Genomic DNA, 17,131 nt, shown 5'->3' on the forward strand with positions numbered 1-17,131 from the left:
TAACGTTAAATGAACGATATTAATAAGGCATTTATAAATAAGATATTATCCTATTTATTAAATACAATATCGTACCAAAAGTTTTCATCTATGAATACTACGGTGGTATAGGAACAAGCGTTGTTCTTTATCTATAAGAATTTCACTACAGCACCTAATGTGGCTGCTATAACAGAAAACTGCAAATATGAATTTCAATATTTAACAAATTAGGCGCCTGGTTTTGTAAAGGGGAATTCTAAAATAATTTCGGTCCCCTCGGTTAGTTTGCTTTTTACACTTATACTCCCTCCTAAAGCCTCAACCTGGGTTTTAACCATAAAAAGCCCCATGCCCTTGCCTTCCATGGTTGTATCAAAACGTTTGTACAGGCCAAACAAATTAGCAGCGTTCTTGTCAAGATCGATGCCTTTGCCATTATCTTTAAAAGTAAGCTTTATTTTATCATTTTGCCGATGGCTTTCAATATGAATAAGCGGCGCGGTACCCGCCCTGCGATATTTGATACTATTTGAAATAATATTATAAAAAATACTGTAAAGAAAACTCCGTACAGTAAACATGGCATCTATTTCATCAAAAGTGCATTCAAAAAAGGCGTTTTCGCCCGCTATGATATGTTGCATATCGGCCTTAATGCCGTTCACCAGGTCATTAAAAACCACCAGGTCTTTTTGCTCATTTACCACCTTGCGGGTTTGTAAAATATGGTTCAGATCTTTAATAACAGTATCAATGTCTTTTGCTGATTGCGCGGCTTTTTCAAGTACTTCGTGCATTTCATCCAACGTTTTATCTTTTTCGTCAACCAGGTAGGATAGCCCGATTATATTGGCCACAGGCGCCCGCAGGTTATGCGATATGATATAGGTAAACTGCTCCAGGTCTTTATTTTGCTGAATCAAATCGGCCGTTATCCTTTCGCGTTCAAGCCCGGCAATTTTATGCCCGGTAATGTTTTTGTTGGCCACCACAAAACCACAAGGCTTGTGCTCGGCGTTTTTTACGGCAAACCATTGTACATAATACCATTCTGCAGTGCCGTCACTTTTTAAATAACTTAATTCATATTCAGCGCTTCCGTCCCGGGTTACTTTTGCCAGCATTTCATCTATAAAAGCCCATCTTTCTGCCGGGAAATATTCTTTCATCGGCTGCCCGGTCTCCAGCATTTTGTTTATGCGCCCTTCGGCATACTTTTGCGCCTGCATGTTAAAAGAAACTATGTTCTTCTCGTCATCAAACAGTACGTATGCAATATCAGTGTTGTCAAAAATAGCACGCAGGTTTGCTTCCGATTTTTGAAGCGCCTCCTGATCTTGTTTACTCTGGGTAATATCTGTAACCATTGCAAGGGCGCCTTTGTACCTGCCTGTTTTATCAAAAATTGGATTGGCAGATATATTTGTCCATACATCTTCCCCATTTTTTTTTACATACCTGATATTTAAATTTTCTTTGGCTCCGTTTCTGCGCCTTTCCATGCAGGCTATGGCATAGGCCTTTCCCTCTTCATCCATAAAATCGTAAAGCTCTTTTCCCATCATTTCTTCTGCGGAGTAGCCCAGAATTTCGGCTATTTTGATGTTTACAAAATTTGTTTTTTCGTTTTCATCAATTGTCCAGATGCCTTCCTGGGCGGTTTCAACAATTTGCCGGTACAACTCCTCACTTAACCTAAGCGTTTCTCTTTCGGCTTTAACCGAAGTGATATCCCTGATAATCCCCTCGGCCCTTATTAAACGCCCCAAAGGATCCAGTATGGGGATGGTCTTTTTTTCTACCCAGCGTGCGGTTCCGTCTTTATGGATAATGCGGAACTGACTGGTAAATTGCTCGCCCCGTTCTAAGCTTCTTTGCTCGTTAACAGCGATATCTTTATCCTCCGGGTGAACCATATCAAACAATAACCGGTTGCCTGTAATAAAATCTTCGGGCTTATAACCATATAGTTTTTCGCATGCCTGCGAAATTTGTAATACCTGCATGTTTACCATATCAACAGCAAAGAAAACTTCATCCATAGCATTAAAAAATGCCATCAAATTATCATGGGGGCTTTCCTGTGTTTGCATCTTGCGGGATGTAGGTTTATCTGGTAATATGAAAGTAATAAAGTTTGCTTCAAAAAAACAAAGTACAATGTACACGCCCCAACTTACCCCTTCCGCTTTTTTAATCGATGTTAAGTTAAACGGTGGGCATAATTAAAAAGTTATAGTGCTATAAAAAGCAAGTTGCATATTATTAAAAAACAAGATGGGCCGTTAATCATACCGAATGTAATGTACACAATTGCAAAAACTTTAAAAGGGTTATTTGGAAATAGATAGTTATAACAATGAGGCAGCGATATTGTTATAAGTTATTGACTGTCAGAACGCATAAAAATACTCCGCGACCGGTTTGAGCGTTTTTCGATCCCGAAGACCATCATTTTGATAGCAATTTTATAAGCTTGTTAATATTTAATTAAGCAAAATTGGCCAATCACTCAGCTTAATTAACATATCTTTTATTTTTTTAATAAGCTAATTAATTCATTTTTATTAACCATCCAGTTTCATTTACAGGGCAATTAATAGCACTGAAAGTGTTTTTTGCAAAATACTTATTGGTTTACACCAATATAACACATTACCATATCACAATTGGGGTAAAGTTCACCGGCAATTGTAATTAGTTTAATACAAATATTTTATTTTAGTTTGTATCATTGCATACAAGCCTTGTATCGCAATAAACCTAATTTAATTATAATATAAGCAATCAAAAAATGTCGTACAATTTGTCTGACTTAACGGATATTGTAAAAGAAATAGCTGTGCACGACAGTTATATTGCTTACAAAAAGTTATTCGGATTGCTTTTTCCTTCAATAAAACGCTTTTCATACAGCCTGCTAAAATCGCCCGAACTGGCCGAAGAAGTAGCATCGGATGTAATGATTACGCTGTGGCGAAAGCGCGAAACTATCATCACCATTGGTAATATTAAAGTATATGCTTTTGTTATTGCAAAAAACCTGTGCTTAAATATCTTAAAAAAGAATTCAGGCGGCAGGATAGTTTCTTTGGATGATATTGCTGTTAATTTACGGATTGATAATACCACCCCCGAGTGGATACTGATTAATGACGAATTGAGGGCCAGCCTCAATAACGCTATTAATGAATTACCAACCAGGTGTAAAATAATTTTCAGGCTGGTAAAAGAAGACGGCCTGAGTTATAAGGAAGTTTCCGAAATTCTTGACATATCTATCAAAACAGTTGATGCTCAACTTGTTATTGCTACCAGGCGCCTATCTGTTTCTATTAAAAAGGAGTTTAACCTTAGTCCGGTAAAAAAATATTAAATTTTTTTAGGGAGATTTTCTGTTTCTGTTGTCCTTCGGCTTAATTACCCAACATTTAGTTATTAATGGAGCAGGAAAGGATTATACAGTTATTAACCAGGAAACTGGCTGGTGAAGCTACCAGCCAGGAATTGCTGGAGCTAAACGAACTGCTTGCATTATTTCCCGAAGCCTTGTATTACGAAGAGGTATTAAACCAGGTTACTTTTAAAAACGAACTTCCGGAAGAAACTGACATAGATGCAGCTTTTGCCCTGCACGAGCAAAAATACGGGCATGAGTTTGCTAACGATGACCACAAAGCACCTGTTACCAGTTTAAAAAAGAAGCTTGTTACACGCTGGTTGGTGGCTGCCTCGCTGATAACCATAAGCAGTTTCGCTTTCTACCTGTTATATCGCAGTAAAAAAAGCAACGATGTTTCATACACCCCCGATATGGAAATTGTATGCGGCAAACGGATGCGCAAAAAAATAATGCTTCCGGATGGTACAAGCGTTTGGCTTAATACCAACAGTAAGCTTCAGTACGATGATGCCATGCTGAGTAAAGACCGCCGGGAGGTAAGGCTGTACGGCGAGGCCTTTTTTGATGTAGCTAAAGATAAAAAGCATCCCTTTATAATCCATACCGAAAAAATAGCTGTAAAAGTTTTAGGTACGGCCTTTAATATTAAAGCTTATCCGGGGGAAGCAGTTACCGAAACAACACTCATCAGGGGATTAATTGAGCTATCGCTTAACAGCGATCCGCAACGGAAAATATTGCTGCGCGCCAAAGAGAAACTCGCCTTAAAGGAAAGCGTGCAAAATGAGCATATTGATAAAACCACAGCCCCCCCGATTCATAACAAACTGGTCATTGAAAATGTTGAACCGGTTGAAATTTCAAACAAGGATTATATTGAAGAAACCTCATGGCTGCAAAACAAGCTGGTTTTTAAAGACGAATCATTTGAAGAGCTGGTACCTAAGTTAGAAAAATGGTATAACGTAACCTTTAAAATTAATAATAAAACCGCGGCCGGCTACAGGTTTACCGGCATTTTTGAAAACGAAACCCTAACCCAGGCATTAACAGAAATGCAAATTATAAGACCATTTAAATTTAAGATAACCGCCAATGACATAGTAACCATTAACTAAAAGAGAGAAGAAAGAGGATTACAATAAAAAAGCGGGAAATGCTCGAATATTCCCCGCCGTATTATCAATCCATTAAATCAGTAACAGGATGTTGCTGATAACTAACCGATTGTTTTATTACTAACACCGTAAAATTATGAAAAAAGAAATACTTCATGATAAAGTATTTTCTGTGCCCCATTACCGAAAATTTTTATTGATGCTTAACTGGACTTTTGTTCTCACTTTTCTGTTTTGTTTGAATGTATCGGCAAACAGTTATTCGCAAAATGTTAAGGTTAGCCTTAACCTTAAAGATGCGTCTTTGAGGAAGGCTATATACACCCTTGAGCAAAAAGGGCAAACCCGTTTTTTATATAGCGAGCAACTGCTGCCGCAAAACAAGCAGGTTACCCTTGAGGTAAACAACGTGCCCCTGCTTGATGTACTAAACAGGATACTGGAAGATACCGGCCTTGCTTACCAAACAACCGATAACGGGCTGGTGATAATAGCCCTAAAGGGTTCTGTTATTAAAAACACACAGGTAAAGGGCCGGGTGCTTGATGATAAGGGCAGCCCTTTGCCGGGGGTAAGTGTAAAGGTGCTTGGTACAAATGGCGGCGCAGTAACTAACGGCAATGGTGAATATGATGTATCGGTACCGGAGGGCGCATCGCTGGTGTTTTCCTATATCGGTTACCTGACGCAAACGGTAGAAGTTGGCACAAAAACGCAAATCAACGTAGTTTTAAAATTAGATGAAGCCAACCAAAAACTGAGCGAAGTAATTGTGGTTGGCTACGGAACCCAGCGTAAAAGCGACCTTACAGGTTCTGTAGCTTCCATAAGTGCTAAAGATTTGGATAAAACGCCGGTGTTGGGCGCCGACCAGATGCTGCAGGGGCGCGTTAGCGGTTTGCAGCTTACCCAATCAGACGGGCAACCCGGCAGTGCTACATCTATCCGCATACGGGGTACCAACTCCATCAACTCGGGGAACGAGCCTTTGTATGTGGTTGATGGCTTTGCAGGAGTTGGCAACCTCACCTCCATAAACCCCAGTGATATACAATCTATCGAGGTTTTAAAAGATGCATCGGCAACGGCCATATATGGTAGCCGCGGCGCCAACGGGGTAATACTTATTACCACCAAAAAAGGTAAAGCCGGGCAGCATGCCATAAATTTTGAATCGTACACAGGTTTACAGCACATTGCCCGTAAACTCCCCCTGATGGACGCCACGCAGTTTGGCAAATACCTGGACGAATATTACACGGAATATAACGCCGCTAACCCAGCCACCGCCAAAGCATTGCCTTATACCGACGACCAGATTGCCGGGTTTGGCAAAGGAACCGACTGGCAGAATGCGCTTTACCGCACGGCGCCCATACAAAATTATCAGCTTAGTTTTAACGGCGGCAGCAACGAAGCCCGCTATTACCTCAGCTTAAACCACTTTGACCAGGACGGTATTATGAGGGCCACCGGTTTCAGGCGCGAACTGATCCGTTTAAACCTTGACAGGAACATTGGGAAAAAGATTAAGATGGGGTTCTCATCTCAAATATCGTACAACGTACAGGCGGTTGACCCAAGTATAACAGGTGTAGGCTATGGCGCCGCCGGCGGCGCACTTAGTATGAGCCCTATTACCCCTTTGCGCGATGAAACAGGCGCGTATACCTTTGCAAATGCACCTGCAGCTTATGTTGGCACCTACGGAAACCCGGTCGCCGCTGTAGAACTGGCAACAGACCGAATTGCCAATGCGCGCGGGCTTATTAATACTTTTGGCGAATATGAGTTTATTCCCGGCTTTAAATTTAAAAGCAGCTTTGGGGTTGATTATAATACGGCCAACGAAAACTCGTACCTGCCTACCACTATTTACATAGGGCAGCAAACCAGCGGAACGGCTTATTCATCCAATAATACAAGCTACAGCTGGTTAAATGAAAATACATTATCGTTTAATAAGCAATTCAACAAAATACATGTAATTGATGCCGTAGCCGGTGTTTCATTACAGGAGTTTAAAACCAAGGCGTTCAGCAGTAGTGCCCAGGGCTTTTTTACCGATAATTTAGGTACAGATAACCTGGCTTTAGGCGCCAATGTATTAACGCCCCAATCCAACAAGTACAGGAATACCATCGCCTCCTATTTTGGCCGTATTAATTACCGGCTGATGGAAAAGTACCTGTTTACTTTCACCATGCGTTCTGATGGATCTTCCCGTTTCGGCGCAACCAGGAAATGGGGTTATTTCCCGTCGGGCGCATTTGCCTGGAGGGCATCTGAAGAAAAATTCATAAAAAATATTAAACAAATCTCAGACCTGAAAATCAGGGCCAGCTATGGGGTTACCGGTAACCAGGAAATAGGATCATATCAATCATTATCTCAATATGGCATAAACAGCTACTCTTTAGGCACTTCAACAACACGTGTGGTTGGTGTACAGCCCAATAATATTGCCAACCCTAAATTAAGCTGGGAGTCTACCGCTTCATTGGATGTGGGTGCCGATATGGGATTTTTTAATAATCGTATCAGCCTTACTGCCGATTATTATCATAAAACAACCAGCGATCTGCTGCTTAACTTCTCGATACCACAGTCATCCGGTTTCTCAAGCATCCTGCTTAATGCCGGTAAAGTTGAAAACCACGGCATCGAGTTTTCTTTAACTACCAGAAATATCGAATCGGCCGGCTTTAACTGGTCAACCACCATTACCTACGCTGCCAACAAAAACAAGGTATTGGATATGAACGGCACCAACAACATATTGGTAGGCAACACCGGGCCGTACATTGTAACCAATGGCCTTGCGCCTTCCATTTTACGGATTGGCCAGCCCATAGGCTCTTTCTACGGCTATCATTTTGATGGCATATACCAAACGCAGGCACAAATTACCGCGGCAGGTATATCGGGCGTAGTACCCGGCGATGCCATTATTCGCGATGTTGACGGCAATAAGATAATTAACGGTAACGACCGGGAAATTATAGGCCAGGCAGCGCCAAAGTTTATTTTCAGTATAAACAATACCCTGTCTTACAAAAACTTCGATCTGTCCATATTTGCCCAGGGCGTACAGGGTAATAAGGTGCTAAACCTTACCAGCTACGCACACAGCAACGGAACTACGGCAAACGTGTATGCCTATATGGCCAATGCCTGGAACGGCCCCGGCAGCAGTAATACTATCCCCAGAGTGCTCAGCACATCCATCCGCAGCGCTGGTGTGGTAGATAATTACCTGGAAGATGGAAGCTATTTAAGGATCCAAACCGTATCGTTGGGATATAACATACCGGTTTCGCCTAAATCACGGGTGTTTAAAACCTCAACGGTATATGTTACGGTGCAAAATGCATACACCTTCACCAAGTACACAGGTTATAACCCCGAAATAAACAGCTTTGGCGCGCAAAACCTGAATGCAGGTACACAAAACCTGAACCCAGGCAGCCAGAACTTAAACCTTGGGGCCGATGTTAACTCCTATCCGCCGCCAAGAACCTTTTTATTGGGGGTAAAATTAGGCTTTTAAACAAAAACATATTTAATATCATTTATATGAAGATAAGAATTTTAATGGCTGTAGCGACAGTTACCTTCAGCCTTACCTCGTGTAAGAAATTCCTTACCGAACAGCCGTACAGCTTTTTAACGCCCACTAACTTTTATAAAAACCAGGGTGATGCTACAGCGGCTTTAAACGGCGTTTTTAGTACCATGCAACCGCAAACCTTTTATCAGCGCACGGTTTACACCGTATCTGATAATGCTTCGGATTTGATGTATGCCGCGCCTGGCTCTTCAACAGACAGGAACTCGTTAACCAACCACACATTTGCCGCGGTAAACGGCGAAATTGCCAACTGGTATATTAACGATTACAAAATGATCAAGAATGCCAACGACGTTATTAAATACGTTCCGCCAATTTCAATGGACCCGGTTGAGCGGGCAAATATTGTTGGTAATGCCCGCTTTTTGCGTGCTTTGGGCTACTTTAACCTGCTTACCGCTTTTGGGCAGGTGCCGCTTATTACCGAGCCCGTTACAGCATCATCGCCCGATTTGTACCCTAAAAAAGCTACCCTTACGGCGCTATATGACCAGGTTGTTGCCGATCTTCAATATGCCGAAGCCAACTGCTATGCCGAAAAAAATATAATTGCCGGCAATAAGGGGAGGGTATCATCGGGTGCCGCATCGGCCTTGCTGGCAAAAGTATTGCTAACACGTGCTAAATCCGGGGCCGCAAAAACTACCGATAGTCAGGACGCGCTTACCGAATGTAATAAAGTAATTAGTGATGCCTCATACAGTCTGCTTACCAATTATGCCAGTATCTTCAGCTCGGATAATAAATATAATAAAGAGATTGTTTTTGCCGTGCGCTTTGGCACCGCGCCCAATGTTGGCAATATCATATTACGTATGTTTTATCCAACGGTGTTAGGCGGGTACGGCTCGTTTTTTGCCCAGAACTACTTTTTTAATAACGGCTTCCCTGATGGCGACAGGGATGTGCGTAAAACTTATAGCATATCTAACAAGGCTGTTGACAGCAAGGGCGTAACCCAAACGGTGACCCCCTTTATTTATAAATTCAAGGATAGCCAGTGGAAACAGGATAATAACTCCCGGAGCGATTGGTTTGTATTACGCCTGGCCGAAGTGTACCTGCTGCAATCAGAAGCCATGCATAACATCAATCCGGCCGACCCTAACAAATTTAACGGGATAAATATAGTGCGGGCACGGGCCGGTTTATCATTACCAACAGACCAGCTGAACATAACCAATACACCCACCCCGGATGCATTTATAGATGCCTTACTGGCCGAACGCGCGCGCGAACTTTGCGGAGAAGGACAACGCCGCTGGGACCTTTTACGTTTGGGGCGATTGAAAACCGCTATGGCTACAGTTGGTGTTACCGTTGATGATAACCATCTGCTGTTCCCAATTCCGCAATCTGAACAGGACGCCAATCCTAATTTATAATGGCATAAACCCCTAAGGTGCCGCCCCGGTAATTATCGGGGTGCCCTTTATGCAATATAATTGATATGCAAATCCCGGATGTGTTTCATCCGGGATTTTGTGTTTTAGGGGAGATTGGGGGCGTGCAAAGTACCCGTCACAAGCTGAGTTCCGGATGCTTTGAAATGTGGCAGGCAGGCAAACTAAATCATAACAAGCCCCTACTTCATTGCCTTTAAAAACGCTGCCGCGTCATCACCTAATTTATAATTAAGTTTGGCAAGCTTAGCCATGTACAACTTACGCACATCGGCCCATTTGTAGTACGGAAACCCGGTTTTTAAACCAGTGATGTGCGCTTCCTTTTCGTTCAGCAGAATTTTGACCAGGTAATTTACCGATCCTTTCTTTTTATAAAATACCCACTGGATATTTGAGCTTAAAGGGGCCACGTTTGAGGCCTGCCATGCGGCATCAAATTGATTAATGTCAGGCGATACCTTGTCGGCACCTACAATGCCCAGCAACGCGGCAAATGGCGAAATGGTTTCGGCATGGGCAAAGCGGAGGTTGGCGTTTACCGGCCCGGTTTTTATAAAGGCATCACTGGTGGTTATAAAATTGGCTAACAAAGGGGCTGCTATAATAACCTGTATGCCATTGGGTTTTATACCCGGTCCTTTTACCAAAAAATCTTCAACAGCATCGGTGCGGCCTAAAGCCTTTAACTCTTCGCAGGTAAAAAAGCGGGTAAAATCAAGGGCCTTTGGATCGATGCCCTTTTGGCTGATTTCCTCCTTTAACGAATATACAATGGTGGCAAAACCCCAGATATCGCTTACTATTTTATCTACCCACTTTTTATCCTGTAATTTCAAAAAGTCTGGCTTAAAAAGTCTTGAAGTGATGTTTTTGTTAATCTGGTCAATGTGTTCGGCTTTGGCGATTATGGCTTTGTACTTTTCCCAATCGTCCCCGTCTTTATAAGCTGTGTAAGCCGGTGATTCGTCATAAAAACGCAGGTTTAAATCATCATTAGCCTCAGTTATTTGCGCAGAATCTTTTAAGCCGGCCTTCAGCCCTGATAAAAAGGCGTCGGCACTTTGTTTGGTACGTACTTCTTTGGTGATGGTAACATTTAACCTGGGGTGGCCGGCAAATACGTTGTTGTAGTTGTGATACATCCTATCGCCTATCTGCTTCAGCCCGGCACGGCCTTCGGCTGATATAGATTTGGTGCTGCCTTTCTCTATCTTTTGCAGGTTAAGCACCATTTGCTTAAGCTGTTGGCCTTTTTCGGTAAGCATACCCGCGCTATCGGCCTTTAACAAAATGGCGTATATGGCCGTGGTATTTACATCCTTAGTTAAATGCCTTGCACCGTGCCTGCCTACATGGTTAATAAACACAGGCTGGTAGCCTTCAGGCACCGGCGTATATTTTACCAATGGTGCTTTGTACAAAGTTTTAGTACCTAAAAAAGCGGTACCGCAATCCTGGGCATGAACGTTTAAAGCAGATGCGGTTAGGAGCAGGAGGTATAAGAGGGCTTTTTTCATGGGTTGAAATTAATAAACCCTCCCTAAAAGGGAGGGCTCAGAAATACTAATTAAAAGTCTCCCCTACCGGGGGAGATTTAGAGGGGGCTTAATGCTGGTTACCGCTAAAGTCATTTTGATAAGCACCAGCATCTTTACCCGGCGGCGTAATATCTGTTCCGTAAGTACCCGTAGCGGTTACCGCGTGCATTGGTGTAAAATCAGTTTTGCCGGCGTTAAGGCCTTTCGACGTTGATTTTAACCTGAAGTTTGAGGTTCCAACCATTACAGCAGCCGGTGTTTGCAACGATACAGTCATCGGGCCGGGGTTGGCGGTATAATCAAACGCGGTTAAATCGTAACCATAAAACGCTGGGTCATTATCTTTTGGCGTGGTTGAATGCGTATCGGCCGACTGAAATGTTGATACTCCATCCGCCGCATTAAACAAATTCACAATCTTTTGGGTTGAGCCGTAGTAGTATTGGTTATTGTACTTAATGTTGGTTAAATCGGCATCGGCGGTTAAGCGTAAACCAAAACGGCAATTGGCAATAATATTATTATACACCGTTCCACGGGCTGCCTTTTCAAAGTTGATAGAGCCACCACGGCCTGATTTTGTTTGCCTGAAACCGCAGTTAACCATGGTATTGTTATACATATTTACATTGGTTTGCGTGCCCGAGCTGCCTGCATCAGAAGCTTTTAACGCATTGGTTGCCGCGCCTATCATAAAGTTATAGGCCAGATCGCCCACGGTACCGCTTTTCATGTTAAAAAACTCGCCACCCGATTGCCCGCAAAGTTCAAAGGTATTACGCATAACACTGATCTTGCCGCCTGCTACCCTGATGGCATCATCCTTGGCACCAAAAACCCACGAGTCTTCTAAAATAAAATTTTTGGTAATGTTGCCAAAGTAAATGATATACCTGGGGTCGCCGCTTCCGTAAACACCGCTTTCGTTGCCGCTTGCCGGGCCGCCGGCAAATTCAAGATGCGTCCATTTAATGATCAAATCGCCGCCGGGGGTAGTACTTTTTGATGAAGGATCAGGCCAGCAAACTATACCTCCCCACCATCCTTTAAAAACATTGGTGTAGTTTTGCGCATTTGCTTCGGTATGGTAAGTATCGGCATTTTGTACGGTGATGTAGTTGGGCTTTTCTTTGGTACCCAGGCTGATAAAAGTACCATGCATAATAATCTCCGGCGCTGTTTGGTAAGTTTTACCATCGCCAATAGCTATCAGCTTTACTCCGGCCTCCATTTGCAGGGTATCGCCTTCATTTACAGTGATATCGCTTTTAAAGTAATAGGTTTTGCCACTCAACATAGTGCCTTTAACAGCACCCTTCAAGGTATCGGAGGTAATACCATTACTAACCAGGTGCAATGGCGGCGAAATAATTGCCAGTTCGGCTTTATGACATGCGCTTAAGGCCAATGAGGCAAGGCATGCAAAAAATATTTTGTTTAAGCTTTTCATCTTTAATATCATTATAATTTATACCGTAAACCAAGTATGTAATATTGCTTGTACAGGTCTTTACGCACAGCTGTATTCTCGCCCGCTTTTTGCAGTTCAACATTTACGGCGTCGGTCGGGTAAGGCCTCCTTATCTCCAGTTCGTAAGGTGTATTTAACAGGTTGGTTGCCTTAACATACAGGTACAGGTTGCCAAACAAACGTTTATCGGCCGATAGATCAAGCGTGGTGAAACCTTTTTGCCAGATGTCATTATCCAGGTAAGGCGAAACTGTATTTAACCTTGCACCGGTATACACAAATGATAGTTGCGCATTAAGCCCGTTTTTAACACTGCGGTACAATAACGACAGGTTGCCAATATTTTTAGACTGACCTTGCAGCGACCGCGTTTGCTGTACTGTTCGGTGGGTTACCTGGCCCTGGTCGTTACGGTACTCTTCTTCCTTATCGGTAGTTATTTTTGAATTGGTGTAGGTGTAATTGGCGCGGATACCAAAGCTTCTGAAATATTTGGTATAATCAAGCTCGAAACCATAGTTATGGGCATTACCAAAATTTTCGGGCCTTAATACAAAGCTTGTACCCGATTTTTCGATGGCGTATTCAACCGGGTTATTAATTGATTTATAAAATACACCAACCAATAACTGGTCAAGCGCTTTAGGGAAAAGTTCATAACGCAGGTCGAAGTTTTCGGCAGTGATGCGTTTCAGGTTAGGGTTACCCTGCTCGTTGTAAAGCGCATCCGGATCGCCGGCTGTATGCGGCACCAACTCGTAAAAGTTTGGCCGGCTGATAGCCGAGTAGTACGACAAGCGTAAATCCTGTTTCTCGTTAAACTGGTATTTAAAGTTCAGGCTTGGCAGCAGGTCGTAATATTTTATGGTGCCATCCTTGCCCTCGATAGAAGCATCGGCCTGGGTATGCCATCCCTGGCTGGTATGCTCATATCTTAAGCCCGCAATAGTTAGCAATTTACCGGTAGTCAATTTAACCTGGCCATATCCAGCGGCTACCTTTTCGGTAAAATCGTAGTTAAGCGCGTTGGTTGGCGTACCCTGGGTGTTAAACAAATCAAAAGTATTGGCATCTACATTGCCGTTAAAAGTTTGCGCGGTGTTTGCAGCGCCTGGTCTCAAATCGTATTCATCGTAGCTGCTGTGCCTTGTTTTATCGCGGTACATACCACCGGCGGTTAACTCAACCTTGTTATCAAACAAAACCGGGTTGTAAATCAAATTCAGGAAACCTGTTTTATCCTCGTCGGAGTTTTTGGCGAAGGTGCGGCTTTGTGCTTTCAGGGCGTCAAAAGTAAAGGGAGCTTGTACTATGCTTCCGTCTGCCTGAACGTTACGGCCTGTATTCAGGTTAAGCTCGGCCCTATCGGGCTCGTTGGCGGTAGCTTTTGAGTAAACAGCGGTCCAGTTGATCTTTAAGTTGTCGCTCAGCCTATGATCGCCATGTAAATTGCCGTTTTTTATGGTTTGTATCGTCCTGTCGCTGCGGTAGGTTTGGCTTACCCGGCCTGTGCCAATACCGGCGCGGCCAAGCTCTAAACTGGTATCCGAGCTAAACCTGTAGGTATTTTGCGTTAGGTTGATATAATCCAGGTCGAGCGTGATTTTATTGGCGTTGTTAATACGGTAATCAAACTTGGTAATAACACCGGTACGTTGCTGCTGAATGTTGTAGTTACGTTTTTCAATATCGGTAACCAGGGGTTGGTTGTTTGCGGGGTTAACCTCGGTGCTAAAAAATGTACCGTTGGTTTGCCTATAGGTATTTTGGTAGCTTAATGATACCAGGGCGCCAAACTTTTTATTGGCACTGCGCCCTCCAATACTTAAACCGGCTATGGTAGCCAATGGCACTTTGTTTTCGCTGTAGTGAAAAGGCGCGGTTGTAAAATCGGCGCCGGTAGCTATGCGGCCATCGGCACGCGGCGAGGTTTGTAAACTACCGCTATGATCAAATTTGGTAAACCCTTTGTTAAAAAAGTTGGCCGCCAAACCCGTACCTAAGTTGGCACGAACAGTGAAATCGTCCGGTGCATCTTTTAATACCAGGTTTATGGCACCGCCAATAGCATCGCCTTCCATATTGGCCGTAAGTGATTTGGAAACCTCTAAACGGTCAACAATGTCGGCCGGAAAAATATCAAGCGGCACATAACGGTTTTTATTGTCGGGACTGGGAATTTTAACGCCATTTACAAGCGTATACTGGTAACGCGCATCCATACCACGTATAATGGCATATTGTGCCTCGCCATTGGTGCTGCGGTCAACAGATACTCCCGATACACGCTGAGTAACATTGGCTATCGTAATATCGGGCGATGCTTCGATAGTTCGCGCCGATACCACGTTTAACAAAGCCGGCGACCGGCGCTGGGCATTAGTAGCCGATTGATCGGTAGCTTTATCGGCCCGGCCGGATATGGCTACTTCGCTTAGCGCGTGTTCTTTTGTTTTTAAAGATAGTTTAACACCGGCAACGGCGCCATCCTGCACAGTTACATCGGTTTCGGCCTCTTCAAAAGAAATGTAATTGGCCTCAACCTCGTACTTGCCGGCAGGTACATTTTTAAATACAAAGCTGCCATCAAGGCCAACACCGGTTGATGCTTTGAAGTTATTATCTTTGCTTTTTAATTTAACAGTGGCACCAACCAGGGGTTCGCCTGTTTTTCTATCGGTAACGGTTCCTTTAATTGTACCGCTGGCAAAAACAAAACTGCTGATGACAAACTGGAAAATAATTAACAGGGGTAGGAGTTTCTTCATTATGATGGGGATTAAAAATCCCTGCAAAGAAACCCCGGCGGTTTAATGATTAAATAAACCTAACGTTAACATATCATTAAGCAAGGTTAAAAAACCAATAATAAATAGCTTTTTGCGTAACAAACCTGTTTCAATGCCACAAACTACAAAATCACTACAGAATTGTTTACTATAAAACCTGTTCCTGTTTTGTACAAAAAGTGCCTGCAAATGATAATTAAATTGCTTATTTACGAGGTATAAACATCCTCCCTGCCCGACAATATCAATTCATCTATCCCACTGATTACCTCCCGTATTTTATCGTCAAATCTTAGTACGGCAGTTTCAAGAAGGTTATAGTATTCGCGGGGGGCATTAAAATCCTCTGATTTGATGAGCTCAATCATCCCCATTATTGTTGTAAGCGGCGCCCTGAACTCGTGCGCCTGCAAGTGGGCTATTTTTAATAACGACCGGTTTTGATCAATGATCCTTATTTCCTTAACCTTACGGTCGCTTACATCGCGGATGATGTAGGATATGCCTATAATTTCGTTGGCTGCGTCCCTGGCTGTTTCAAACGATGCCTCCCAATATATCACGCCGTGCTGCCCGTAGTCGGTTGTACCTTCTTCAAAAACATTTTGCCCGGCCAGTGCGCTCTTAAAGCCCTCAATAAACCTGGTTACAAAATCGGGCGCTATAAATTTGATAAACATGGCGCCTTTTACCAAATGCTCCTGGTGCATTTTTTCAATAAAGTTGTAGGCTACTTTATTGAAATCCACAACCTCGGCATTTTTATTGAGCAGGATATGAAAGTTTGGTGCACTTTCAAAAAATGATCGCTGCGATATTTCGGCATTTCTTAAAATTTTCCGTTGCACCTCAAATTCCAGCTTGTTTTTGTTCAGCATATCAACAGCTATCCTCAGCTCCATTAAATTCATAGCCTGTTTGGATAACATTTGCAGCATCAGTATTTGCTGTTTATTAAGGTTAAAGGATTGCATGTGTACCACACACAAGCTGCCTATCCTTTGCCCATCGCTGGTAATTAGTGGGGCGCCGGCATAAAATCTTATATCGGGCTGCCCGGTTACAAGGGGGTTATCGGCAAAACGCAGGTCGGTAGTTGCATCCGGTACCACCATTACCTCATCGCTTTGAATGGTGTGGGTACAAAACGAAATCCCGCGAGGCATTTGGGGTATATCAATGCCATTACGAATTTTAAACCATTGGGTATCCCTATCCAACAGGGTAAGCAGTGCAATGGGTGCATCACAGGTTTCGGATGCCATTTGTAAAAGCATCTGAAACTCCTCATCTGTCTCCAGGTCCAGGTTCTTAAAACGCTCAACAGCTTTTAAACGAATTTCGTCATCAATCATAGCACCCTGTAAATTTGTTTAATCCCTAATGTCATACCAATTAGTACCGTACCAGGACGAGCAATTGCTAATAATACGAATTTTTGCCGAAAATAGTTGGTTAATTCCGCCCACGTCTCTCATTTGTTTTAACAGTCAAACAGGCTATCGGCACATGTATCAATAATTTTACAGACCATTTACACTTAACCCATCAGTCAAATTAAAAACTTGCATCGCAATAATAAACCACCTAACTTCGTATTATATAAACCATGAGCATACAAAAGCACTTTTACTTTTCATTGGGGCTTACCTCCATGAGCGATGCATCATCGTTTAGGGATGCTATGCTGGCCAAAGCTGTGCTGGCCCAATACTAACTCCGTTTCCTCATCTTCTTTTTTTGATACTGCCCAAGCCGGTTTACAGCCATACGGTTCATTCGCGCTGTAAGCA

The 17,131-nt window shown here is 43.1% G+C and carries 9 protein-coding genes; 4 read left to right on the forward strand and 5 right to left on the reverse strand.

Annotation, left to right across the window (positions count from 1 at the left end; all coding sequences use genetic code 11):
* Positions 1 to 209: 209 nt before the first annotated feature.
* Positions 210 to 2,075, reverse strand: coding sequence for a PAS domain-containing sensor histidine kinase (locus AC1RM2_RS07655; protein WP_492984398.1), 1,866 nt, complete (start codon positions 2,073 to 2,075; stop codon positions 210 to 212).
* A gap of 701 nt (positions 2,076 to 2,776) precedes the next feature.
* Between AC1RM2_RS07655 and AC1RM2_RS07660 the strand changes: the two genes are divergently transcribed.
* From AC1RM2_RS07660 to AC1RM2_RS07675, 4 genes are all read left to right on the forward strand, one after another.
* Positions 2,777 to 3,358, forward strand: coding sequence for an RNA polymerase sigma factor (locus AC1RM2_RS07660; protein WP_492984400.1), 582 nt, complete (start codon positions 2,777 to 2,779; stop codon positions 3,356 to 3,358).
* Positions 3,359 to 3,423: 65 nt separating this feature from the next.
* Positions 3,424 to 4,503, forward strand: coding sequence for a FecR family protein (locus tag AC1RM2_RS07665; protein WP_492984401.1), 1,080 nt, complete (start codon positions 3,424 to 3,426; stop codon positions 4,501 to 4,503).
* Between the two features lie 136 nt (positions 4,504 to 4,639).
* A complete protein-coding gene (locus AC1RM2_RS07670) occupies positions 4,640 to 8,053 on the forward strand; it encodes a TonB-dependent receptor (RefSeq protein WP_492984402.1) in 3,414 nt (1,137 codons plus the stop codon).
* 26 nt (positions 8,054 to 8,079) lie between these two features.
* Positions 8,080 to 9,519: a RagB/SusD family nutrient uptake outer membrane protein gene (locus AC1RM2_RS07675; RefSeq protein ID WP_492984404.1), complete on the forward strand. Its 1,440-nt coding sequence runs from the start codon at positions 8,080 to 8,082 to the stop codon at positions 9,517 to 9,519.
* A 200-nt stretch (positions 9,520 to 9,719) separates the two neighbouring features.
* On the opposite strand, the gene AC1RM2_RS07680 is transcribed toward AC1RM2_RS07675, so the two are convergent.
* The 4 genes from AC1RM2_RS07680 to AC1RM2_RS07695 form a co-directional block, all read right to left on the reverse strand.
* On the reverse strand, positions 9,720 to 11,057 hold the full coding sequence (locus AC1RM2_RS07680) for a histidine-type phosphatase (protein ID WP_492984405.1): 1,338 nt from the start codon (positions 11,055 to 11,057) through the stop codon (positions 9,720 to 9,722).
* Positions 11,058 to 11,145: 88 nt separating this feature from the next.
* Positions 11,146 to 12,528: a hypothetical protein gene (locus AC1RM2_RS07685; protein WP_492984406.1), complete on the reverse strand. Its 1,383-nt coding sequence runs from the start codon at positions 12,526 to 12,528 to the stop codon at positions 11,146 to 11,148.
* 11 nt (positions 12,529 to 12,539) lie between these two features.
* Complete coding sequence (locus AC1RM2_RS07690; protein ID WP_492984407.1) at positions 12,540 to 15,317, reverse strand: TonB-dependent receptor; 2,778 nt, start codon at positions 15,315 to 15,317, stop codon at positions 12,540 to 12,542.
* A gap of 230 nt (positions 15,318 to 15,547) precedes the next feature.
* Entirely contained in the window at positions 15,548 to 16,693 is a 1,146-nt protein-coding gene (locus tag AC1RM2_RS07695) for a GAF domain-containing protein (RefSeq protein WP_492984408.1), read from the reverse strand.
* Positions 16,694 to 17,131: the final 438 nt, after the last annotated feature.

This window comes from Mucilaginibacter sp. GW822-FHT03E02 (assembly GCF_058801545.1).

Excerpts from the sequence above, each read along its gene's own strand:
- AC1RM2_RS07660 (WP_492984400.1), top strand. The coding sequence starts at position 2,777 with ATGTCGTACAATTTGTCTGACTTAACGGATATTGTAAAAGAAATAGCT.
- AC1RM2_RS07670 (WP_492984402.1), top strand. The coding sequence starts at position 4,640 with ATGAAAAAAGAAATACTTCATGATAAAGTATTTTCTGTGCCCCATTAC.
- AC1RM2_RS07695 (WP_492984408.1), bottom strand. The coding sequence starts at position 16,693 with ATGATTGATGACGAAATTCGTTTAAAAGCTGTTGAGCGTTTTAAGAAC.
- AC1RM2_RS07675 (WP_492984404.1), top strand. The coding sequence starts at position 8,080 with ATGAAGATAAGAATTTTAATGGCTGTAGCGACAGTTACCTTCAGCCTT.
- AC1RM2_RS07690 (WP_492984407.1), bottom strand. The coding sequence starts at position 15,317 with ATGAAGAAACTCCTACCCCTGTTAATTATTTTCCAGTTTGTCATCAGC.
- AC1RM2_RS07665 (WP_492984401.1), top strand. The coding sequence starts at position 3,424 with ATGGAGCAGGAAAGGATTATACAGTTATTAACCAGGAAACTGGCTGGT.
- AC1RM2_RS07655 (WP_492984398.1), bottom strand. The coding sequence starts at position 2,075 with ATGCAAACACAGGAAAGCCCCCATGATAATTTGATGGCATTTTTTAAT.
- AC1RM2_RS07680 (WP_492984405.1), bottom strand. The coding sequence starts at position 11,057 with ATGAAAAAAGCCCTCTTATACCTCCTGCTCCTAACCGCATCTGCTTTA.
- AC1RM2_RS07685 (WP_492984406.1), bottom strand. The coding sequence starts at position 12,528 with ATGAAAAGCTTAAACAAAATATTTTTTGCATGCCTTGCCTCATTGGCC.